The sequence below is a fragment of the Sediminibacter sp. Hel_I_10 genome, assembly GCF_000688335.1.
In the GTDB taxonomy this organism is placed as follows: domain Bacteria; phylum Bacteroidota; class Bacteroidia; order Flavobacteriales; family Flavobacteriaceae; genus Psychroserpens.
Genome location: NZ_JHZX01000001.1, coordinates 3,565,774 through 3,588,291, shown reverse-complemented (window position 1 = coordinate 3,588,291; position 22,518 = coordinate 3,565,774). Strand labels below are relative to the sequence as shown.

At 36.5% G+C, this 22,518-nt stretch carries 23 protein-coding genes; 9 read left to right on the top strand and 14 right to left on the bottom strand.

Features of this window, described 5'->3' with window-relative positions:
* Positions 1-5 precede the first annotated feature (5 nt).
* Genes P176_RS0116195 through P176_RS0116180 form a run of 4 tightly spaced genes read left to right on the top strand, consistent with a single transcriptional unit; the run spans position 6 to position 3,527 of the window.
* On the top strand, positions 6-677 hold the full coding sequence (locus P176_RS0116195) for a DUF4159 domain-containing protein (protein ID WP_051605546.1): 672 nt from the start codon (positions 6-8) through the stop codon (positions 675-677).
* A gap of 35 nt (positions 678-712) precedes the next feature.
* A complete protein-coding gene (locus P176_RS0116190) occupies positions 713-1,213 on the top strand; it encodes a TrmH family RNA methyltransferase (protein WP_026755684.1) in 501 nt (166 codons plus the stop codon).
* 34 nt (positions 1,214-1,247) lie between these two features.
* Positions 1,248-2,336 (top strand): AI-2E family transporter, encoded by a 1,089-nt coding sequence (locus P176_RS0116185; RefSeq protein WP_026755683.1) that lies wholly within the window; start codon positions 1,248-1,250, stop codon positions 2,334-2,336.
* A 9-nt stretch (positions 2,337-2,345) separates the two neighbouring features.
* Positions 2,346-3,527 carry a class I SAM-dependent methyltransferase gene (locus tag P176_RS0116180; RefSeq protein WP_026755682.1) on the top strand — a complete coding sequence of 394 codons (1,182 nt, stop codon included), beginning with the start codon at positions 2,346-2,348 and terminating at the stop codon, positions 3,525-3,527.
* 17 nt (positions 3,528-3,544) lie between these two features.
* On the opposite strand, the gene P176_RS0116175 is transcribed toward P176_RS0116180, so the two are convergent.
* A complete protein-coding gene (locus tag P176_RS0116175; RefSeq protein ID WP_156033135.1) occupies positions 3,545-4,087 on the bottom strand; it encodes a hypothetical protein in 543 nt (180 codons plus the stop codon).
* A 77-nt stretch (positions 4,088-4,164) separates the two neighbouring features.
* A complete protein-coding gene (gene nth, locus P176_RS0116170) occupies positions 4,165-4,821 on the bottom strand; it encodes an endonuclease III (RefSeq protein WP_026755680.1) in 657 nt (218 codons plus the stop codon).
* Between the two features lie 45 nt (positions 4,822-4,866).
* Between nth and bcp the strand changes: the two genes are divergently transcribed.
* Complete coding sequence (bcp, locus tag P176_RS0116165; RefSeq protein WP_026755679.1) at positions 4,867-5,322, top strand: thioredoxin-dependent thiol peroxidase; 456 nt, start codon at positions 4,867-4,869, stop codon at positions 5,320-5,322.
* 106 nt (positions 5,323-5,428) lie between these two features.
* Entirely contained in the window at positions 5,429-6,703 is a 1,275-nt protein-coding gene (hutI, locus tag P176_RS19700; RefSeq protein ID WP_051605545.1) for an imidazolonepropionase, read from the top strand.
* A gap of 77 nt (positions 6,704-6,780) precedes the next feature.
* Here the strand turns inward: hutI and P176_RS0116155 are convergent, their stop codons facing one another.
* The gene (locus P176_RS0116155) at positions 6,781-7,662 is read right to left on the bottom strand and encodes a hypothetical protein (protein ID WP_026755678.1); all 882 of its coding nucleotides are present in this window, start codon (positions 7,660-7,662) and stop codon (positions 6,781-6,783) included.
* Positions 7,663-7,749: 87 nt separating this feature from the next.
* Here P176_RS0116155 and P176_RS0116150 point away from each other — a divergent pair, with 87 nt between their 5' ends.
* Positions 7,750-8,799 carry a formimidoylglutamase gene (locus P176_RS0116150; protein WP_026755677.1) on the top strand — a complete coding sequence of 350 codons (1,050 nt, stop codon included), beginning with the start codon at positions 7,750-7,752 and terminating at the stop codon, positions 8,797-8,799.
* Between the two features lie 44 nt (positions 8,800-8,843).
* Here P176_RS0116150 and P176_RS0116145 read toward each other — a convergent pair whose 3' ends face one another.
* The 9 genes from P176_RS0116145 to P176_RS0116105 all read right to left on the bottom strand — a co-directional run bounded on the left by P176_RS0116145 (position 8,844) and on the right by P176_RS0116105 (position 18,887).
* Complete coding sequence (locus tag P176_RS0116145; RefSeq protein WP_026755676.1) at positions 8,844-9,335, bottom strand: hypothetical protein; 492 nt, start codon at positions 9,333-9,335, stop codon at positions 8,844-8,846.
* A gap of 154 nt (positions 9,336-9,489) precedes the next feature.
* A complete protein-coding gene (locus P176_RS0116140) occupies positions 9,490-11,184 on the bottom strand; it encodes a DUF998 domain-containing protein (RefSeq protein ID WP_026755675.1) in 1,695 nt (564 codons plus the stop codon).
* Between the two features lie 157 nt (positions 11,185-11,341).
* Entirely contained in the window at positions 11,342-11,635 is a 294-nt protein-coding gene (locus tag P176_RS20460; protein ID WP_156033133.1) for a hypothetical protein, read from the bottom strand.
* A 29-nt stretch (positions 11,636-11,664) separates the two neighbouring features.
* Positions 11,665-12,201, bottom strand: a complete 537-nt coding sequence (locus P176_RS0116130; RefSeq protein ID WP_026755673.1) for a hypothetical protein — start codon at positions 12,199-12,201, stop codon at positions 11,665-11,667.
* A gap of 246 nt (positions 12,202-12,447) precedes the next feature.
* Positions 12,448-13,683 (bottom strand): DUF6638 family protein, encoded by a 1,236-nt coding sequence (locus P176_RS0116125; RefSeq protein ID WP_026755672.1) that lies wholly within the window; start codon positions 13,681-13,683, stop codon positions 12,448-12,450.
* On the bottom strand, positions 13,683-14,261 hold the full coding sequence (locus P176_RS0116120; RefSeq protein WP_026755671.1) for an NUDIX domain-containing protein: 579 nt from the start codon (positions 14,259-14,261) through the stop codon (positions 13,683-13,685). Before P176_RS0116120 ends, P176_RS0116125 begins: the two co-directional genes overlap by 1 nt.
* Positions 14,262-14,332: 71 nt before the next feature.
* Positions 14,333-16,294, bottom strand: a complete 1,962-nt coding sequence (locus P176_RS0116115; RefSeq protein ID WP_026755670.1) for an AAA family ATPase — start codon at positions 16,292-16,294, stop codon at positions 14,333-14,335.
* A 57-nt stretch (positions 16,295-16,351) separates the two neighbouring features.
* Positions 16,352-17,398: a hypothetical protein gene (locus tag P176_RS0116110; protein ID WP_026755669.1), complete on the bottom strand. Its 1,047-nt coding sequence runs from the start codon at positions 17,396-17,398 to the stop codon at positions 16,352-16,354.
* 148 nt (positions 17,399-17,546) lie between these two features.
* Positions 17,547-18,887, bottom strand: coding sequence for a hypothetical protein (locus P176_RS0116105; protein WP_026755668.1), 1,341 nt, complete (start codon positions 18,885-18,887; stop codon positions 17,547-17,549).
* A gap of 184 nt (positions 18,888-19,071) precedes the next feature.
* Here P176_RS0116105 and P176_RS0116100 point away from each other — a divergent pair, with 184 nt between their 5' ends.
* On the top strand, positions 19,072-19,869 hold the full coding sequence (locus P176_RS0116100; RefSeq protein ID WP_026755667.1) for an MBL fold metallo-hydrolase: 798 nt from the start codon (positions 19,072-19,074) through the stop codon (positions 19,867-19,869).
* A gap of 113 nt (positions 19,870-19,982) precedes the next feature.
* Positions 19,983-20,219: a hypothetical protein gene (locus P176_RS0116095; RefSeq protein WP_026755666.1), complete on the top strand. Its 237-nt coding sequence runs from the start codon at positions 19,983-19,985 to the stop codon at positions 20,217-20,219.
* Positions 20,220-20,295: 76 nt separating this feature from the next.
* Here P176_RS0116095 and ettA read toward each other — a convergent pair whose 3' ends face one another.
* Together ettA and P176_RS20130 are read right to left on the bottom strand one after the other, a co-directional pair.
* Entirely contained in the window at positions 20,296-21,987 is a 1,692-nt protein-coding gene (gene ettA, locus P176_RS0116090; protein ID WP_026755665.1) for an energy-dependent translational throttle protein EttA, read from the bottom strand.
* Positions 21,988-22,066: 79 nt separating this feature from the next.
* A complete protein-coding gene (locus P176_RS20130) occupies positions 22,067-22,498 on the bottom strand; it encodes a hypothetical protein (protein ID WP_026755664.1) in 432 nt (143 codons plus the stop codon).
* Positions 22,499-22,518 lie beyond the last annotated feature (20 nt).

The following is a 22,518-nucleotide window of genomic DNA, read 5'->3' as shown; positions in this document are numbered from 1 at the left end:
GGGATATGACGAAGAACTCGATTTGTTTAAGACCACGCAACGCCCTTTTTATACTTCTTTTTAGTTTTGCTACACTATTTAGCACTGCGCAAGACTTAGCAGTAGTAAAATACAAAGGCGGTGGTGATTGGTATGGAAATCCAACCTCCATTCCAAATTTGATCACGTATTGCAATGCCAATATCAACACGAAGATGAAGGCTAAACCTGACGTTGTAGAACTTGGTAGCACAGATATCTTTCAATATCCGCTGTTACATCTTACCGGTCACGGCAACGTATTTTTTAGCGATGAAGATGCCGAAAACCTACGCAACTATTTACTTTCTGGAGGATTTATACATATTGATGATAATTATGGAATGGCACCTTACATCACGAAGGAACTGAAAAAAGTATTTCCTAATCAGGATTTGGTAGAATTACCCAAAACACACCCTATTTTTAGCAGTGCTTATGATTTCCCAGAAGGATTACCAAAAATTCATGAGCACGATGGTAAACGCGCTCAAGCGTTTGGTCTTTTCGATAAAAGTAGACTCATCGTGTTATTTACTTTTGAAAGTGATCTTGGTGACGGATGGGAAGACACAGAAGTACATAATGATCCTGCAGAAGTGAGAGAAAAAGCACTCAAAATGGGCGCCAATATTGTAAAATATGCTTTCGAGAATTAATCTGCTCAACAAAATTCTTTAGGACCTCATCTCTCATGCAGCTCAACCACTACAACAGTAATTTTAAAAAGAAGCAATTTCCAATCACTTTGGTGTGTGACAATGTTACCAATGCACCAAATGTGGGCAGCCTTTTTAGAACTGCTGATGCCTTTGGTGTAGAGCACATCATTTTTTGCGGGAGCGCCATCCCCAGAGGTAGAAAAATGACCAAAACTTCCAGATCTGCAGAGAAAGCTGTTAATTTTCAAGAAATTGAGCATATTGAGAACGCCATTACATACTTAAAATTGAAGGGATACTATTGTGTTGCCTTAGAAATCACTTCTAAGAGTTCCAATTTAATGTCCCTCACATTTCCGAAGCAAAAGCCCTTAGCATTAATTATTGGCGATGAAAATTTTGGCATCTCTCAAGCGGTTTTAGATGCTATGGATCATGTGGTACACATCGAAATGTTTGGTCAAAATAGTAGTATGAATGTGGTTCAAGCAACCAGTATTACTTTATATGAAATGACAAAGCAACTTAGCTGAAGTCTTTTTATATTTACACATCAACAACCAATCCATGACTTCTAAAACTATTGCCAATGGAATTTTAAGGGCTTTTGGCACCATAGTGCTTATTGCAGTATTGATATATCTGCTTTATGAAATTCAATCTGTAATTGTTTACATTGTTATTGCCGCTGTTATTTCTCTTATTGGTAGACCTGTCGTTATTTTTTTAAGAAAGCGTTTAAAATTTAGCAATATCTTGGCGGTTATAAGCACAATGCTTCTTATCATTGGGGTATTAGCCGGTATGATTAGTTTATTGATTCCGCTGCTTATAGAACAAGGGCAAAACTTATCGCTCTTAGATATTGAGTCCTTAAAAACTAACATTGAAGATCTTTACCTGCAGTCTGTCGATTTTTTACAAATCAATCAGATTGACGCCGAACAGGCCATCAAGGATTCCAAGGTTCTTTCTAATTTAGATTATGGGATTATTCCCGACTTTCTTAATAGTCTTGTCTCTGGACTAGGCAGTTTTAGTATTGGTTTAATGTCTGTACTCTTTATCGCTTTTTTCTTTCTTAAAGATTCTGGTTTGATGCAACAGAGTATTTTAGCTGCCGTTCCCACAAAAAATGAATTGAAAACAAAACGATCTATTCATAAAATTTCAGCACTATTATCTCGGTATTTTGTGGGGCTCTTTATGCAGTTGTTTATCATCTTTTTAATTTATATGGTTGGGCTCTTGATTGTGGGTGTTAAGAACGCCGTAGTCATTGCATTTCTTTGTGCTCTCATAAATATCATCCCGTATTTAGGGCCGTTGATTGGTGCTTTCCTGATGATCTTTTTAGTGATGACCAATAACTTAGGCGCAAGTTTTAGTGACATTATTCTACCCAAGATGCTGTACACGCTTATTGTCATTGGAGTAGGTCAACTCATTGATAATTTTTTTAGCCAACCATTTATATTTTCGAAAAGTGTGAAATCCCACCCCCTAGAAATCTTTTTAATCATCATTATTGCTGGTTTGCTCTTTGGAGTAGTTGGCATGATTGTAGCCGTACCAGCTTACACAGCCATTAAAGTGATTTTAAAGGAATTTTTATCAGATTATAAATTTGTAAAAAAATTGACCCAAGGACTTTAATCTTACATTTTGAACCTTTCCATTTTAAATACCGACGTCCAGAATTTTATCAACGAGCACCTTGATACAGAAATCCCAAAACTATTATTTAAAGGGACGCATTTTGAAAACGTCACTACTTTGGAGCTTATTGAACAGATTGAAGCCAAAAAGAAATCTCAATTAAAGTTACCGTCTTGGTTTGCTTCTGAAAACGTTTATTTTCCAAATAAACTTAATATTGAACAAACCTCGTCAGAACAAACTGCAGAATACAAGTCCCAATTAATCAAGGGTAAAACCCTAATTGATATCACTGGAGGATTTGGAGTAGACAGTTACTATTTTTCGAAACAATTTGATGCCGTTGTACATTGTGAAATTAATACTGAATTGTCAAAAATTGCTCAGCATAATTTCACACAACTTCAGGCTAATGGGGTTACAACAGTTTGTAAAGATGGCATCTCTGCATTGCAGCATCTTGATCAAAAATTTGATTGGCTTTATGTAGATCCTTCGAGACGTCATGATAGCAAGGGGAAAGTGTTTTTCTTAGAAGATTGTTTGCCCAATATTCCAAAACATCTCGATGCTATTTTTGAGCATACTCAAAACGTCGCCATTAAAACGTCGCCACTTTTAGATCTGAGCGTTGGGATTAAAGAACTGAAATTTGTAAAATGCATTCACATCATCGCCGTTGACAATGAGGTTAAAGAATTACTTTGGATTTTAGAAAAAAACAATACAGCTCCAATTGAAGTCAAAACGGTAAATCTCAAAAAAGTAGCATCTGAGTTTTTTTCATTTAAGTTAAAAGATGAAGCCTCTTGCGAAGTTCAATACAGCCTGCCACGCTCCTATTTGTATGAACCAAATGCGGCTATCCTAAAATCTGGCGCTTTTAAATCGGTTTCAGATGTACTAAATCTAGATAAGTTGCACCAGCATTCTCATCTCTATACAAGTGACCAATTGGTTGAATTTCCGGGCAGAAGCTTTAAAATCAAATCTGTTTTATCTTACAATAAAAAGGAATTTAAAGCTACCGGGATTAAAAAGGCAAATGTGACTACAAGAAATTTTCCTGATACCGTACAGCAGATTCGTAAAAAATTAAATATTAAAGATGGTGGAACAGACTACCTCTTTTTTACCACAGATTTAAATCAAAAAAACAGCATCATTAGTTGCGAGAAGATCAATTAAAAAGCTGCCAGATTTCCTTATTTTGCTGAAAAGAGCACGTCAAGATAGTTACTTGTAGATAAATATTCTATCCTCATGTTTTCAAGATAGTTAATGACTTTGTCTTTATACGGATGATCCTCTAGCAGACAATTTTTAAGTGCCTCATCATAAACATTCAACACCAAGTACCAATTGCCTTTTCTTGAAACATATTGGCCTTCAAAAAGCCTTGAATTACCAGAACCATCGCGTTTTGCATCAATAAGAACTAAGGGCACATTAAGTGTTTTATCTGAAATCTCAGCCTCTTGGTAAGATAAGAAAAAGGTTTCTCCTTCAATTTGAAAGGGCGTATTTAAATCTACGTCTAAATCATTTAATTGAAACTTGGTATTGATGTAATCATAAAACTCATAGGCATCCTTTGGATCTTCAAAAATAAAAGACGTCTCTCTTGGCAATTGCCGTTTAAACTTTTTGGCCACCATGATTTTGTGACTTTCAATTTTGGGAGCAATACGAACAGGAACACAGGACATAAAGCATAATAGCAGAACGATAGTAGTTATTCTTTTCATGAATGGCTTTTATCTTAGCTATCAAGAATTATACCATTACATTTCTTTAACTCTAGAAAGCAAATGGTAAGCTTAGTTTATTTTTTACCCTTGTGATAGGCTTCTAATACAGATTTTCTCCCCACGGTAGACGTGATAAGATCTTTACTTAGATCCCAGCCGCGTGCCGGCGAATACTCTCTGCCGTACCAAATAATTTGAAGATGCAAGTCATTCCAAAGCTCCTTAGGGAATAAACGTTTTGCATCCTTTTCGGTTTGCACTACGTTTTTTCCGTTGGTCAAATTCCATCGATACATCAGTCTATGAATATGCGTATCTACAGGAAACGCAGGGATACCAAAGGCTTGAGATAAAACCACGGCTGCTGTTTTATGGCCAACTGCGGGCAGTGCCTCTAAAGCTTCGTAGATTCTTGGTACTTTTCCGTCATGCTGTTCTATCAATATTTTAGAAAGTCCGTAGATGCCTTTACTTTTCATTGGAGACAGACCTACTGGCTTAATAATCTCTCTAATCTCTTCCGCAGAGAGCTTTACCATATCATAAGGATTATCGGCCTTAGCAAAAAGTAGCGGCGTAATTTGATTGACCCGAACATCTGTGCTTTGAGCAGACATTAGTACCGCAATGAGCAAAGTATAGGGATCTTTATGATCTAAAGGCACAGGTATTACAGGATATAACTCTTTTAACGTATTAATAACAAATTCTACCTTTTTCTGCTTAGTCATTAATTGTATTTTTAGGATATTAAGTTTCAAACAAAAATAACGAATATGACACAATTAAAGGCAGGAGATAAAGCTCCAGATTTTACAGCAACAGATGAGCAAGGACAGACCCGATCACTTTCAGATTACAAAGGAAAAAAATTAGTGGTTTTCTTCTATCCTAAAGCAAGTACGCCTGGTTGTACAGCAGAAGCGTGTAATTTAAATGATAATTATGAACGCTTTAAATCTAAAGGTTATGACATTCTAGGTGTAAGTGCAGACAGCGAGAAAAGACAATCTAACTTTAAAAATAAATACGATTTTCAATATCCGTTATTGGCCGATGAAGACAAAGAAGTCATTAATGCATTCGGCGTTTGGGGACCAAAAAAGTTTATGGGCAAAACCTATGACGGCATCCACAGAACAACCTTTGTTATTGATGAAAAGGGAATTATTGAAGATGTGATTACTAAAGTAAAAACCAAAGATCACACTGCACAGATTTTAACAGAGTAACCATACGTTCTACGTAACGTACCTAAAACAGCAATCTGAGAACTAGTGACTGTCCATTTTTTATAAAACGGATAATTTTGGTACTTTTATCAGATAACACTTTACTATGTCCTTACTTATTATCAATATCAAGCAACTCGTACAAGTACGTGAAACAAATGTAACCGTCGTTAAAGGAAGTGACATGAAAACACTTCCCATTTTGGAAAATGCATATTTACTTATAGACCATGATACCATAGTAGAATTTGGAACCATGGAAGATTATGTAGACATTGACGCCGATGAAGTTATTGATGCCACAGGAAAAATAGTCATGCCTGCTTGGTGCGACTCTCATACCCATATTGTTTATGCAGGTGATAGAACCTTAGAGTTTGTAGATAGAATTAACGGATTGACTTATGCTGAAATTGCCAATCGCGGTGGTGGCATTCTCAACTCTGCAAAGATGCTTCAAGATACATCAGAAGACAAATTGTATGCACAAGCCTCAAAACGTCTTAAGGAAGTGATCGCTATGGGCACTGGCGCCATTGAAATTAAATCTGGCTACGGACTTACTGTTGAAGCAGAACTTAAGATGCTGAGAGTCATCAAGCGTCTCAAAAAAGAATTCCCGGTATTAGTGAAGGCTACGTTACTTGCAGCACATGCACTTCCTGAAGCTTATAAAAACAACAAAACTGGTTTTGTAGACCTGATTATTGAAGACCTGATTCCGAAGGTAAGTACACAAAACCTTGCTGAATATATTGACGTTTTTTGTGAGAAAGGTTACTTTGACCTTGAAGATACCAACCGCATACTAGAAGCCGCTAAAGCATACAGACTAACCCCTAAAATACACGTCAATCAATTTAATGCTTTTGGAGGCGTGGCTTTGGCCGTAGAACATAAAGCGCTTTCTGTGGATCATCTGGAAGAACTTAATGATCAAGATATTTCTGCCTTAAAAGACAGCGATACGATGCCTGTTGCTTTGCCTTCATGCTCATTTTTTCTAAGTATTCCTTATACACCCGTAAGACGACTCATGGACGCCGGCTTACCTGTGGCTTTAGCTACAGATTATAATCCTGGGTCTACGCCTAGCGGAAATATGAATTTTGTAGTGAGTACGGCTTGTATTAAAATGAATATGACACCAGAGGAAGCCATCAACGCGGCGACTATTAATGGTGCATATGCCATGGGAATTTCTAATCAATACGGTAGTATTTGTAGAGGGAAGAAGGCGAATTTGGTGATAACTAAAGCCATTCCTAATTACCAACATATTCCTTATGCCTTTGGCAATAACCATATTGACACCGTAATCATCAACGGACTCATTTTTGAAAATGAAGACACCCTCAAAAAGAACCGAGCGTTAATATAAAATCCTTTTCAGGTTGAACATAAAAAAACCCCAAGCGTTGCTTCTTGGGGTTTTTACTATAAAATAATAGTGGTTTTTTATCTCAATGTAAATTCTGAAGACGAAATCAAATCTTTTTTATTAAAAACATTTACAATATAACGTCCTTCTTCAAACTCATCACTTGGCGCAACAAACTCACAAATGTTTAAGTTTTTATTTTCGTAGTTAAACTTACTCACCACGCTGTAGTTAAGCACCTTATTATCAAATTCTATTTGCTCATTAGCACCTAATACATTATTACTAGGATCTAGTACTTGAACATATAGTTCTTTATCACCTGCACCCACCAAGGTGTTTTTTGCTATGGTAAAACAAATTCTAATTTTGTCACTACGTCTTGCTCTCTCTGTTGGGATCAATTTACCAGAGCTCCTTTCAATCACTCCAAAGCCTTTTAAATCAACAGTCTGCAAAACCGCAGCATTCTCAACTACTTGAGATAACTGTGTGTTTTGTACCAATAAAGAATCGCTAAACACATTACGTTCTGCCAATTGCGTATTTGTACTATCCAAAGAGGTTGCTAAAAGAGAGTTCTCTACCTTCAGTTTTTCGTTTTCGGTCAACAAAACGTCCATTTCTTTTTGAAGGGATAAAAATTTCTTTTTGTAACCCCACAAACTGTTAACGCTATTCTGTGATACCTTAAGAGAATCCATTAAACCCATGATGCGCTGCTTGGCTTCTACTAAATCTTGATTGGCCTGTTCATTTTCACCAATAGCCACATCATATTGCTTAGCCATGGTATTTAAATCTGACATGACCTGCTGCTTTTCCTTTTCTAAAACAGCTTCATTTTCTTGCTTCTCATTATACAGTGATAACGTATAGAAGGCCGTTCCTAAAAATAGAACTACCAAAATACCTACCGCTACTTTTAAGCCAGTACCTTTATTACTTGAATTTTCCATAAGTTGATTGTTTTTTAGTTTTTGTTAAACTTAATAATTAAATTGACTAGTATTCGAGACGCTCCAAAGTAATGAAATTTTATTAAAATGATCCATCTAACACCCTTTACATCGACAAACTGCAGTCAGCTTACCAATAAACGGCCCAAAGAAACCAAATTTGGAGAGCGCGTTCGCGTCCTTTCCAATCATCCTACCTCTATATACGAACAACTGCTAAAATTAGACGTGACGTATGTTATTTTTGGAATTCAGGAAGATATCGGAGTTTTCGCAAATCTCGGTAAAATCGGTACTTCAAAAGCATGGCAATCTACAATTAAAATTTTGTTAAATACACAAAATAATGACTACAATACAGCCATTAAAACTCTGATTTTAGGACACTTAGAATTTAATGATTATCAAGAACAACTCAAAACGATGGATCCATCGTCTAAATCAGATTTGAAATTAGCCAGGAAGTGGGTTGAGACCATTGATATTCATGTCAACCATTTAGTGTCAACCATTGTTAGCGCTGGTAAAATTCCAATTATTATTGGAGGCGGACATAACAATGCCTATGGAAATATTAAGGGTACAGCACTTGCTCTTAAAAAGCAATTAAGTGTTATCAATTTTGATGCGCATCATGATTTTAGAGCTGAAGAAGGACGTCACAGTGGCAATGGCTTTTCTTATGCCTATAATGAAGGTTTCATTAAAAAATATTTTGCTTTTGGCCTCCATGAAAACTATACTTCAGAAGCAATTTTTAAAAAATTAAATGCTAAAGTTGGGGTGGCCTACAATACGTTTGAAACTATAGCCATACGTAAGGAGCTTTTACTTAATGATGAAATGGAAACTGCCCTAGAACACTTAGGCGAGGGTCCTTTGGGTATAGAAATAGACTGTGACGCTATAGCAAAAACCTCTAGTAGCGCAATGACACCAAGTGGGTTTTCAACCTTACACGCCAGGCGCTTTGTTCATTTTTTTGGATCTCAAAAAAACACGAAATACCTTCACATTTGCGAAGCTTCACCAACAGCTGAAAATGAAGGTCAAGTAGGGAAACTTATTTCCTATTTAATTACAGACTTTATAAGAGCTCATTCTCGAGATCATATTTCTTCGGAAGAAACGTCTTAATAGAAAGTTTATCTTTGGGGTCAACACACTTCAACTGAATTTAATCAACTATTTGTATTCCAAAAAATCTCAAGTTCTTTGCAGTAGTAGTGTTCGTCCTCACAAAGAATACTTAAGGTTTCAATGATCAGTTGGTTTAATTCTGCATCCTTTGGATTAATGTTATAAGCCAATTTAAATTCAGTATAAGCGCCCTTGTACTTATGGCTTAGAAGTCTTGATTTTCCTGAGTCCACTAAAAAGATAAAAGCGCTGTTATTACTGTTTTTAATGTTTCGAACTTTTTCCTTTTCAAACTTATTAGAATAAGATTCAAATTTATTATAAAAGATACTAAATACAACAACACTAATAACTACTGCTATAATAACAATGAAACTATTGAATCGACTGCTTTTTTTAGAAGGCTGAAGTTTGAAGCTTGCTCTATATAGTGGAATGCTATTACGTGATTTGGACCGTGATCTTTTGGAAAACGCTTTTCTGGGTCTTTGTTTGTAAACCCCACTCGACTTACCAAAACCCAGATATCCCATAAAAGACTTTATCTATAGGTATCGTTTTTGAGTATCGTGTTACAAGATTTACCGATAAATGGATCCAAACGGACTATTCAAATCACATAAAATCCTTTTGAAGTAAACCGTTTGAACTTAAATCTTAGAAAATGCAACTTAGATTTGCAGAGGCTTACTGGGTATTGACTCCCTTGAGAGAATCCAGTTGTCTTTGTAGGCGTTGAATTTCCTTATCGTTTTGATTTTCGATAGGGATGGCCGAAATAGAGTCCATAGTCTGCTGAACATCCTTATCTTCCAACTCCTCTTCGTAATAATACCCTATACCTTCACTTGTGCGCCAAGCTTCATTAAGTTGATCATAAACTTCTTTATCCCAAGTACTCGGATGCTTAACATCTATCCAAATCACATCTCTATATTCACTATCTATTAGCGCCAAATCTGGTGTAGCAGAGCCATCAAATTGTCCAGCCGCAGTATCCCGTATTGCAGAGATTGTTCCTAAGAAAAACAAACGTTTACGGCCTGCAATATCTTTAATGTAAGGTCTAAATTCTACAGGTTTATTTACAGACCAATCAAACTCCTTACGAGATTCAATAACTTTTAGAGGCATTGCAGAAACTCCCGCGTACCCTTCTTTTTTAGAGGCGTGATCGTAATAATAAAGTTTGTCTGTACCGTCAGCAGGTATAAATACACTGTAAGTTAAACTGGTACGCTCTGCTCCCACAGGCTCTAGACCAAACCAATGGTAGAGTCCGCTGTAGGCATCATTCTCGGCACCCGCAAAATCAAAATCGGTGACAAAGGGCTGTTGATTTTGATCATCAGGCAGATTGGGAATTTTAACCGCCGTTTCCATATTCCACGGTAACGGATCGCTAAAACCACCTAAAAATTTCAAGGATTCTGCCTGAAGCCTTGATACCTTCTCCGCAAGTGTGTTTTGCTTAGTTAAGTAAGGATGGTTTTTCATCTCTTCTGGAGCAATATAAGTTCCCATACCTATGGCGATACGCTCTAGATAATCATTAAAATCATGTGCTCCACTTTCAATCACCATCACTCCTCCAAAACTTGGATAGGGGAAGAAAAACCCTTTCCATTTAATCAAACTCACCACTTGCACCCAATTTCCTTGGTCATTTTTCATGTAGTAAGTATCACTAGGCTCATAATTGAGCAGCATCCACGGATTAAATCGTTGTACCACTGCATTATAAGTGTTCCGACTAAATTTTAAAGATTCTCCTATTGAGAAGGTTACAGGAATTCTGTTTTCCGCAGAAAAACGAGGAAATGGTGTGGTGCTTGAAACAGAAAACACCTCTTCTGTATTATCACTTATTTGCTGTAAGGTATATTTTTCTGAAGGCTGAATGGCCATGGTCCATTTATTTTGATCATCCACCCTAACCAAATGAGGCAGAGAGACATCCTTTGTTTCTCCAACACTTTCATTTGCCATAGAAAAAATATTACGAAGTGGCTGAATGCGTTCATTTTGAGTTAGAGGCAATTCATTAATTTCAACCCTATTGAGATTATTAAAAACGTTATAAGTCTTCATATAATCGTAAAGTTTTAAATGCCACCCCACAGCATAAAGAAGCGCAAAAAAACCAATGAGTAACGCCAAAATGCCCAATCGTTTACCTGTACTCGGCGAACTTCTAAAGCTTCTAAGACCAAAAAAGAGCACCAAAGCACTTACTAAGATTACAAAAATATATTTGCGCACAAATAGTAAAGCGGGTTGATAGTCATCTCGCAATATAAACAAGGCTATCACCACAATCAAAATCAACAAAACCGTAATGACTTTTTGCTTCTTTCCCTTATTCCAATAGGTCTTAATCATTTACTTTTAAATTTTATTAAATGTCTTTAGGCGTCTTACTATTAAGTATATATTGACTATTTTAAAATAATAATACAACATATGAGGTAGAGTACTTTCAATCAATACTTAAGCGATTACAATATTCTTAATAGAAAGGATTCCTTCTTTACAATTGTCATTTTTTAACTAATTTTTGTTTACGTTTTAATGCTCTTTTTCTGGCATGGTAGCGTTTACTTCTAAAAATCATAACGATTAAGCTTAAGATAATGGCAACAAGCACTGCAATGGGTAGCATGTTATCAAACTTCCAGATATTTTGAAAGTCACTAAAATAGAGTTGCAAGGCAAGTAGCATAAAAGCGATACCCAATAAAAAATACCTGAAGTATCGCCGGTACTTTTTCTTCTTAAATTTGGTTTTCTTCTTTTCGATCGTTGTGGACATAGCAATTGATTGGTTCTGCATAAGTTTTGGTTTTTTTGGTTGAAGATGTCTTACATAAGGCCTTTATCCTTTAAGCGCTCTCGTGCTGATTTTTTGTTAGGATCTGGCTCATTTTTTATTTCTTCTTTGGCTTCTTCTACGGCCTTATTATCTTTATTTTTTAAATCTGCATACATTTCTTTTCCTTTTACAAAAACGTCATCAAACCGATCTTCTAAAGTTTCACTTTGTGTTTCAATGACCTCTGTAGATTTTAATACGAAATCGGCAATATATGTACCTATCAATGTCCCAAAAATTACAGAGCAAAATGCAGAAAGTCCTTGATAATTAACAAGAACCTGTAAGGGTGTTAGAAATTCAATAACTACCGCTATCAATAAGAAGAAAGAGACTACAAAGAGAAAGCGGGGTAAAAAAGAGCGTTGATAGATAAATCCTTTTTTACTGGTAGATTTCATCTGTAGCGCTTTACTATTCACCAATTTATTTAATAATCGATAGGCTCCATTTCCGTTAGATTCTCTCCAATAGAGGAAAATTCCAAATAAAATAGCAGCAATAAATATGACAATTTCAAGTCCCATAATTTATAACTTTAGAAGTTAGCACCTAATTAGTAAGTCGTATGCTATAAAAGTTACACCTAATTAAGTTCTGTTTAATTCAAATATGATGGCAACATCGGTAAACACTCTAATTTTTTTAAAGATATAAAACTTGAACAATCAAAGAGCACTTTTTTAGCTTCAAAAAACGATTTTTTCGCAAAAATAAAGGTCTATTTTTGAGATTATCACAATATAAATGTAGGAATAATCTTAAAAAACAACTCAAATATAGGATTTAATCTGCTCAATCGCCCAGTCTTTCAAGGATTCGTCCCAAGTATCATAAGCTTTGTAGAACTGCAGCTTGTCATACCAATACAAAAAGAGGACGTCCTTTGCTGAAATATTCATTAATAACTTCCAGATCAAATCCTGATGTTTGGGATGTAGGCTCGAATGTGGTTCATGCATTGCTTCAAACAGGTCGTTGTCTACAATATCTGCAATTTTAAATTGATTACTCGTTTCTAATTTTTCGAGATAACGCTCAACGCTCATTACCCGTTTTCTTGTATCAATATCCATTTTATTGAGATAACTTTTAAACAGCAATTGATCGTTAAGTATATCTTTTATAGGATGACTGGTATCTTTTAAATATTGGGCAAACATAAATTTTTTAATCCGCTCATAGCGTGCTTCTTTAACAACATCTTCTAAATCATAAGCAATAATGATATGATCACGTAGCTTTTCCATAAGCTCTGGTTGTGATATATGAAAGATAATTACGTCTTGAAGGGTATCTTTTATGGCTTCCTTATACCATTTCATATCCTCAAACACAACCATGGGCGCAATAAAATCGCGCAGTACATAAACACCTCCAAATGATTTGGTGTAAAAGGAGTTTGTTTCAAATTGTAGCTCTTCTAGGGATAAATCTCGAGTTCGTAGATCGCCATATCTTCTGGCAGATTCCAATAATTGAGCATGAAGCCCCTCATCAATAAAGTTATTACCTCGTTTAAATTTATCAATAAGCTGCAGTTGTGTTTCCCGTACGTTGTCAAGATTGTCAATAAGGTGAAATCTTATGGTTACGTTTTTATATTTTAAGACATCTAAGGGCTCATAAAACGCATCGATCTTTTGATCAAAATCTATGCAAATGGCGGAATCTCTAGTAATGTCATTAATTTTACTGCCATAGGTTTTAAAAATAAGCGTCATCATGTCCCTATCAAACGTATGAAAGGGCATGTATAATGGTTTTTTATGTTGTAGCGGAGTAATGATAATGGCGTGCGGATTAGACTCTCCGTTACATAAATAATAGGGTTCTCCTTTCTCTTCGGAAATTTCTGGGCTCCAGCCCATGCCGTCAATAGAAAACTTCTCAAGTTTGGTTTCAGAAAACCCTAGCTTCTTGAGGCATTTGTTGTAACGTTCTACCAACTTTCCTGAAATGGGAATAAGTTCACTTAAGTATAAGTTTGCCGCTTTTAATTTTTGCATTACAGTAGCTTATGAATTTGTGCAAATTGAATCAACATGATGGTTTTGGCATCGATAATGTCCTTGTTATCAATCATCTTTAACACTTCGGAAATATGCAATTCCATGACTTCTATTTCTTCGTTTTCGCTCTCCAATCCGCCACCCGTGTCAATTTTCATGGCATCGGTATATTCCGAAGTAAAAAGGTATAATTTTTCAGTCATGGCTCCAGGTGACATATATGTTTCCAGAACCAGCGACGCACTATTGATCTTGTAGCCTGTCTCCTCCTCAACTTCTCTGATAATACACGTTTCAGGATCTTCATTTTTATCTAATGCTCCGGCACAAACCTCAATGCTCATGCCCTCTTCTTGATTGTTCTCGTAGGCTGGCATTCGAAACTGCTTGGTTAGAATAAGGGTTGATTTCTCCATGTTGTAGAGTAAAATAGCTGTCCCATTTCCGCGGTTATAGCACTCTCTCGAAATCCGTTTCCAAGAGCCGTCATCAAACTGATAATCGTAATCAATCCTGTTTAAAGTAGCCCAATCATTAGACAGTAAATGGTGTGTTATATTTTTTAATCTTTGCATGCGTTGTTTCTAAATTATTACGGTGCGTTTAGAACTTAAAAGAAATTGGATTCTCCTTTTATGTCAAAACGCTAATATTGTTTTCCAAACTGACTTTTTGCTTCTAGCTCAACGTTGAGTTGATTTACCCTAGCCTCGACCTTACGTTTAAAATCGGTATCTGCAATGGTGGCCACATTGTCTAAATAACGCACCACTTCTTGCCGTCTAATTTCAGAAAAATTTAAACCTTTCATATTGGCGCGCATCAATTCCTGTAGCATGCCAAATTTGGTGTCATAATCCTTCTTAAAGTAGATGTCTGGATTTTCAAACCAATATTCATCCAAATCAAAATCGGTTAATCTTAATGAAATCGCACTTTGAATGTTTCGCACATCTCGAGAAGAGAAAAACGGAAAGACTTCTTGAACCTCTTTATACAAATTGGCATAAAACAAATGTTCGTTGGCATTGTATTGCTGATCTACCGTGTTATAAACTTGTTTCATACGCTCCTCGGTAGGCTTATTTACCACCTTTAAGATCTCTCCCATATTCTTGGCCAAACCTTGATTCTTTAAATAGTCATAATTTTCAGGCCCTTCCATATTTACAAAATTGGGCATGGTCTCCTCAAACTTACGCCACCATAAATGATCTTGATCTAAAAAATCATGCTCGTTCCTTGCACCATCAATTTTAAACCGCCCTTGTACTCTTGATATCACGGCTTTATCTAACATCTCGGGAAGATTTGTAAATAAACCAATAGAACTATTGCCGTAGTTTACAGCATAGGCGCCTTCGGTATATCTCAAAAACACGCCAATCACTTCTTTCACTCCTGCGGAAACACCCTGTGCGGTACGCTCTTGCAGATTATTTTCAGCGTCATCAATAGGAGCAAATATCAACTTAGATGGATCTTGTAAGGGCTTCATCCAATCCACCATCTTTTCGGCAGAACCACCTTGAAAGGTTGAAATCAGCGTATCTGGCATAGGATGGAACAAAAACGGAATGTCTAAGTTATCGCAGTGCTCTTTTAACCTTGTAGCAATGGCCGCAATGAGCATACTTTTTCCTGTTCCAGGAATACCGTAACCCATAAACACTGGCATAAACCCGCCAAGTTCTTGAAACGGATTTTTCTTAGCTGTAAAATCATAGCTCAATAGACGCTCGGTTAAACGGCGTGCAAAGTGTTTGGCATCTCTGTTTCCAACAATTTGATCGAATCTAATCTTATTAAATTCTACACTTTTGGCTGCTCCTTGAAATACATTGTCCCAGCCTGAAATGGCAAATTCACTTTTCTCTAATTTATAAGTGCGGTCAACAATGGTTTCTGTATACTCCAAACTGCTTTTACGCATTTGAATCTCAGCGATGAGCGCTTCAAAATAAACAACGCTAAAATCAATGACATCCTTATCGGTTTTAATGATCTCGGGGTGTCCCAAATATTTATCAAAGTAAAATAAGGCACAGGAAATTCCTTTTAAAGGCGACATTAGCGACACTTCTGGAAGCCCTGCGAACTTGTTGCGCATCACACTCAAATCATCGGAAGCTATTGGTTTTAAGTCATGAAGAATTTTATACGCTGTAGAAAACAATTGAAACGCCGTTGCGGTTTGCATCTTACTTTCGTATTCCCGCTTTCCGGAATTGTCTAATGCCGATTTGTTCTCACTTAAACTCGAAAGTCCTGAAGCATCATAATAACTATCCTTAATCCAAATCCCTAAAGTAATCCCTTCTTGCACCGCATAAAGCATTTGATTTAAGTACAAGGGAATGGCAATGGACTCTGGCAATAAACGTTTTTTAAGCTCTAAAATTGTTTTTGAAACCGAGGTCGCTTCTGCTCCGCCATTACCTTTTGCTCTGGAGAGATACAGTAGAATGGATTCATCTTTAGCATCCTTATCCTTACTTTTTGCACGTTGCCCTTGCTCCCACTGTACACTTTTAATGTAAGAGGTCGCTTCATCACGAAGCATATCGAGTTCATTTTGTTTTATGGGAAATGTTGAGTTATGTTCCATCGTTAAGTTTTTAGTTTAGACAAACCGAATGCTCGATTTGAGTAGGTCAACTGGTATTTAATTTTTAAGATTCAAACTCGCCACCTCAAACGGTGCTTTCGCTAAACGGTTCATGATTTCTGGAGTTTTACTATACAGCAGTTGAATGATACGGTGTGGTGCAAAAACATAGTTGTTTTTTAAAACCGTATCCCAGTTTTGAAGCGTTTGTTTACTAAAGTAATTCCCTTCTTTAAATTCACTTTTTGAGTATACCTCATCGATTTTTAGAGATATGGCAAAAGATTCTAGAGGAATTTCCTTTTGGGCGATGCTTTTTAAAATAGCATGTGTAATGTCGTTCTCGTCCTTTGCAAAAACATTATGAAATGGTCCAAGATCAATGCGTTTGATGTATTTGGGTTTCACGTCTGCTAATTTCCGATCAATTCCGTAGGCCATGGTATCTAAGTCCATATCGCGATCTGCTGCGTTTTTCAGTACCTCATAAATCCCTGGCCGATCTGCCTCCATAGACTTGCCATCATAATCAAAATACATAAAGCAGACAAAGGGTCTGTTATGCGATACGTCATAAAAACTCCAACTGGTCATATACGCTCCTGCCGCACCTTGCGGAGCCTCAATAATTTTGCCTTGTACAAATCTGTTAAAAATATATTTCTGTTCAACAGAGGTGTAGTATACAATTGAAGCCGCTTGAAAGAGCTTATCCTTTTTAATGGGCTCCTTTTTCCGAAGCAGTTGTTCTAAAAATTCATCTTGAAGTTGCTCAACCGATTTCAATTTATGCAAATAATTTTCACGTAAGGCTAAATCGTTAAATAGATAGCGAAACTCTAAATAATTTGGAAATCCAGAATCGGTAAGATCCACCTTCATGTTGTCCTCGTCGTCATACATGTATTTCACGCGCATGGCCTCAATGGAATATAGTAACAAATCGCAATATTGTTTAAACACAATAAGTTCTTGTTCTGTACAAAGTCGATGCTTTTGAACGCTTACAATTAATTCCTTCAATACGAAATCGACCTTTTTGTGATAGAAAACATATTGCTCTTTAGAATCTAAAATTGCGGAATCTAATGGCGTTACGATCATGATTTAAATTATAAACAATTAGCTGATACCTCTTGTTAAGACTTAATAATCAAACAAGTTTAAGACTATAAATAAATTTAAAAGCGAAAGCGATTGTTAAACTACTTCCGCTTTAAGTGATGTATCAAATGGTGAAATAAAATTTCTATTAGCTCAGTAAATCCTCACTATCTGCTCCTTTTGCTGGTGTAGCTTGAGGTGCTGTGCCTGCAGAAGGTGCATTGGCATCTGCCTTATAGTAATCTTCAAAGATCTCTTTCATATCAATACCATAACGTTCAGCAAAGTTCTTTTGAATATCAACATCTTTCGCTCTAATTTCTTGTAAAGCTTCGGCATAACTACTGTAGACCCCTTGCATCACTTTTTCGTGTACAGGAATATTATCCATCATTTCTTGACGTGCTCTGGCACTTGCTGTATGCATAGATGCTAAGGTTTCTCCTATATGCTCATCGGTTTTAACACCGAGATGCTCTAGAATGGCAGCGAATTCTTGATCGGTTCTAGCCTTAAGCGCCACCACGTAACCATCGTAATATTTGAGACGTTCCTCGGTATCACTCTTCAGTTTTGCGCGATGCGTTTGTAAATTACTTCTTAGTGAAGTCAACACCTTAATGGTTAAGTTATGCTTGTGTACAAAACTATCTTTAGAAGCGGCCAACGTTGTATAGGCGTTTTTAAGTCCTTCTAATTCTTCTACTTCCTGCTCCAAACCAGTAACCTTGCCAATGGCTTGTGCATAATCTGCAGATTGCTTGTCAACAATCTCCTCCAAGGCTTGACGCGCTTGTTTGAGTGCTGCATATTTTTCTTCTAATTTAGCTTCAACCTCTTTTTTCTTCTCTAAAGCTCTTGTGTGATTTTTTGTGGCCTCAACAATTGCGGTTTGCAGTTTATCTTCTACTTCCTTGATTTCTACTTCACGATTTTTTAATCGGGTTACGGCGGCTTGGGATTTAAAACTCAGCTCGTTTAACAAGGTTTGCACATCGGCATTTTCAATTCGGTCTTGAAACATCGATTTGGCTTTGTTATCTGCCGCATCTCTATCTTTTTGTGCGTTTTGCAATTCTTGCTCTGCCTCCTTGATTTTACTTTTTCTTCCCCAGAGATTATTCCACCAGGTATCTGGTTTTGCTTCAGCATCTTCTAATTCTACCTTAGCACGCTCTAGACGCTTGATGGCATCATCAATTACCTTTTGCTCATTAGCATTAAGTGAAGAAAAGTTTTCAAAGAGAATGCCGACTTCATCTTGATAATCGGTTAAGTCCTTAATGGCATCTAATAGGGTTGTTCTATCCTTTTCAGCCATATGAACCACATCATCTAAAGTGGCATTCAATATTTTCTGACGACTTTCGGGATCATCTTCTTGTGCTAGTTTGGATTTCATGGTGTCAATGGCTTTACCCCAATTGACATCTACCTTTTCACTTTTTTCGTTGGTATTGGTTTCAAGTAAATCAAAATCGTCAGACATGTTGTGCTATGTATTTTAGTTGAACAATTATAGAATGGACAAGCAATTTCGATAAAAAATATCGCAAAAAAAATTATTAAGTGTCCAAATAATAAGTAGAGAAACTTAATTATTTGTTACAAATTTTAAAGAATAATGAATTGTCACTATCTTTCCATATCATTTAAAACACTAACTAATAGCTATGAAAACGAATTTACTTTTACTTATGTCTTGCATCACATTAATGACCTCTTGTAAGTCTGATAAAAAAGATAACGTGAGTCAGGATATGACATCAGATGCATCTAGCATGACCAAACAAGAAGAAACCACACAGAAATCGCTTGAAATTTCTCCTATTTCTCATGCCACAATGGTATTGACCTATGGTGACAATGCTATTTATGTAGACCCTACAGGCGGAAAAGAAGCTTTTTCTGAATATACAAGTCCAGAAATTGTAATGCTTACCGACATACACGGTGACCATTTAGACATCGAAACCTTAAAGGCCTTAGATCTTTCGAAAGCTACAATTGTAGCTCCACAAGCTGTAGTAGATCAGTTTCCTGAAGATTTGAAATACGGAACACTTACCGTTATGAACAATGGCGACACCAAAACTGTAAATGGATATACTGTTGAAGCGATCCCTATGTATAATTTACGTGAAGAAGCTTTAAAGTTTCATACTAAAGGCCGTGGTAATGGTTATGTGGTAACTCTAGGAGATGATCGGGTATATATTTCTGGAGATACAGAGGATATCCCAGAGATGCGTAATTTAAAAGATATTGACATTGCTTTTGTATGCATGAACTTACCTTACACTATGCCAATTGAAAGTGCTGTAAGCGCTGTTTTAGAGTTTAAACCTGCTAAAGTCTATCCTTACCACTATAGAGGTACAGAAGGATTGAGTGATGTTGATAAATTCAAAACACTTGTGAATCAAGGCGATGAAAGTATTGAGGTTGTACAACTCAATTGGTACGAATAAGTCCTTAAAACTTAACTATAATTTGTTCTTAGGCCGATAACTTTTTTAAAGCGAAGTACTTGGCGTTTAAAATAAAAGTGTATATTTGATTTGCCCAAGTAAAAATCTAAATCATGATACCTACATTCAAAATCGCAAATTTCGCTCTTGTGAGTACCACTCAACTGACTATTGTACTTATTGTAACTACCGTTGTTTTTGCTATTTTTATAGGAGTAGCGGTGATTAAAATGTTTAAACTGAAAGCAGAGAATAAACGTTTATTAGACAATAGCGCATTTAAGAAGAAAAATGATCAGGCCTATCGTGATTTTACAGAAGGACATCTCTACGACAATACAAACAGCTAAACAAAACACACTCTATTATAAAAAAATCCCGCGAAACAGTTGTTTTGCGGGATTCTTCATTTAAACTAAAATGCTATTAGCGCACCAGTTTTTTATATTTAATACGTTTTGGCATAATATCACCACCCAATCTCTTTTTCTTGTTTTCCTCATAATCTGAGAAACTTCCCTCAAAGAAATAGACCTGGCTATTACCTTCAAACGCAAGAATGTGCGTACAGACTCTATCTAAAAACCATCTATCGTGAGAAATGACAACAGCACAACCTGCAAAATTTTCCAGACCTTCCTCTAAAGCTCTTAACGTATTTACATCAAGATCATTGGTAGGCTCATCTAGTAGTAACACGTTACCTTCTTCTTTTAAGGTCATGGCCAAATGTAAGCGGTTACGCTCTCCACCAGATAGTAATTTTACGGTCTTATTCTGTTCACTTCCAGAGAAATTAAAACGACTCAAGTACGCTCTAGAGTTCACCTGCTTTCCTCCCATCATCACCAACTCTTGTTCATCGCTAAAGTTTTGCCAAATTGATTTTTCAGCATTGATATTGGAATGCGCTTGATCTACATAAGCGATCTTTGCTGTATCACCAACTACAAATTCACCTTTTTCAGGAGTTTCCTCTCCCATAATCATTCTGAAAATTGTGGTTTTACCAGCTCCGTTAGGACCAATCACTCCTACAATTCCCGCTTGAGGCAGGTTAAAGTTGAGATCTTCATATAATAACTTATCTCCATAGGCCTTACTCACACCTTTGGCCTCAATAACATTGGTTCCTAAGCGCGGACCATTTGGAATATAAATTTCAAGTTTTTCATCCAATTGCTTTTGATCTTGACTCATCAGTTTATCATAGTTATTCAAACGGGCCTTCTGTTTGGTTTGACGCCCTTTTGCTCCTTGACGAACCCATTCTAACTCTCTTTCTAAAGTCTTTTGACGTTTGGAAGCTGTCTTGCTCTCTTGAGCCATACGCTTAGATTTTTGGTCTAACCATGAGCTATAGTTTCCTTTCCAAGGAATCCCCTCACCTCTATCTAACTCTAAAATCCAACCTGCAACATTATCCAAAAAGTACCTATCGTGTGTTACGGCGATAACCGTCCCCTTATATTGTGCGAGATGATGCTCTAACCAATGTACAGATTCTGCATCTAAGTGGTTAGTAGGCTCATCTAAAAGTAATACGTCTGGCTCTTTCAACAATAAACGACACAAAGCCACTCTACGGCGCTCTCCCCCAGATAATACTTTAATTTTTTTATCGCCCTCTGGAGTTCTTAAGGCATCCATAGCAATTTCTAATTTGGTGTCTAATTCCCAAGCATTTGCAGCATCTATTTGATCTTGAAGTACAGCCTGACGGTTCATCAGTTTTTCCATTTTATCAGGATTGCTATAGACTTCCTCTAAACCAAATTGATCATTAATACTATTGTACTCATCTAAAATAGCGACGGTTTCCGCAGCACCTTCGCGTACAATGTCCATAACTGTTTTCTCTTCATCCAATTGCGGCTCTTGTTCCAAATAGCCCACTGTGTAACCTGGAGCAAAGACAACGTCTCCTTGATAATTTTTATCAACCCCTGCTATAATTTTTAATAAGGTTGATTTTCCCGAGCCATTAAGACCTAGAATACCAATTTTGGCACCATAGAAAAAACTGAGGTATATATTTTTAAGTACTGGCGTATTTGCTGATGGAAATGTCTTGGTAAGTCCAGACATTGAGAAGATGACTTTTTTATCGTCGCTCATGAGTTATGTGTTATAAGTTTTTACTTGTAATTTCTTGAGGTAAAGATATAAAAAATGGATGTTGTAAAGCGGGATCTCTTTAGAATCTACAACCGATGCCAAAGAATAATCCATTTGGAGCAAGCACCACAAACCCTAAGGTATATTTGATATGGAAATCAAAGGTAGGCGACATGTTATAAGACGCACAAACGTCTCCACGCACTTTGAATTTATTGGTAAAAAAATCGAAAAAATAATTAAGACTAGGACCTACCATGAGATTCAAATCTTGTGCAACAGTATATTTAGCATAAATAGGGGCATTCAAAAATCTAAAATCATTGAGTCCGATATAGAGCAGTTCTGGCTGAATCGATAAAAAATCATCAATTTCAAAATCTAGAAAAGCGCCACCGTAATAGCCGGTTTCCGATTGAACGTTTGGACCAAAGTTGGCTTGTTCTACCTTAAAAAAGGTAAGATTGAGCCCACCTTTAATACCGAAATCTACAGATTTAGCTTGTGACATACTTAGTTGTATGCAACATA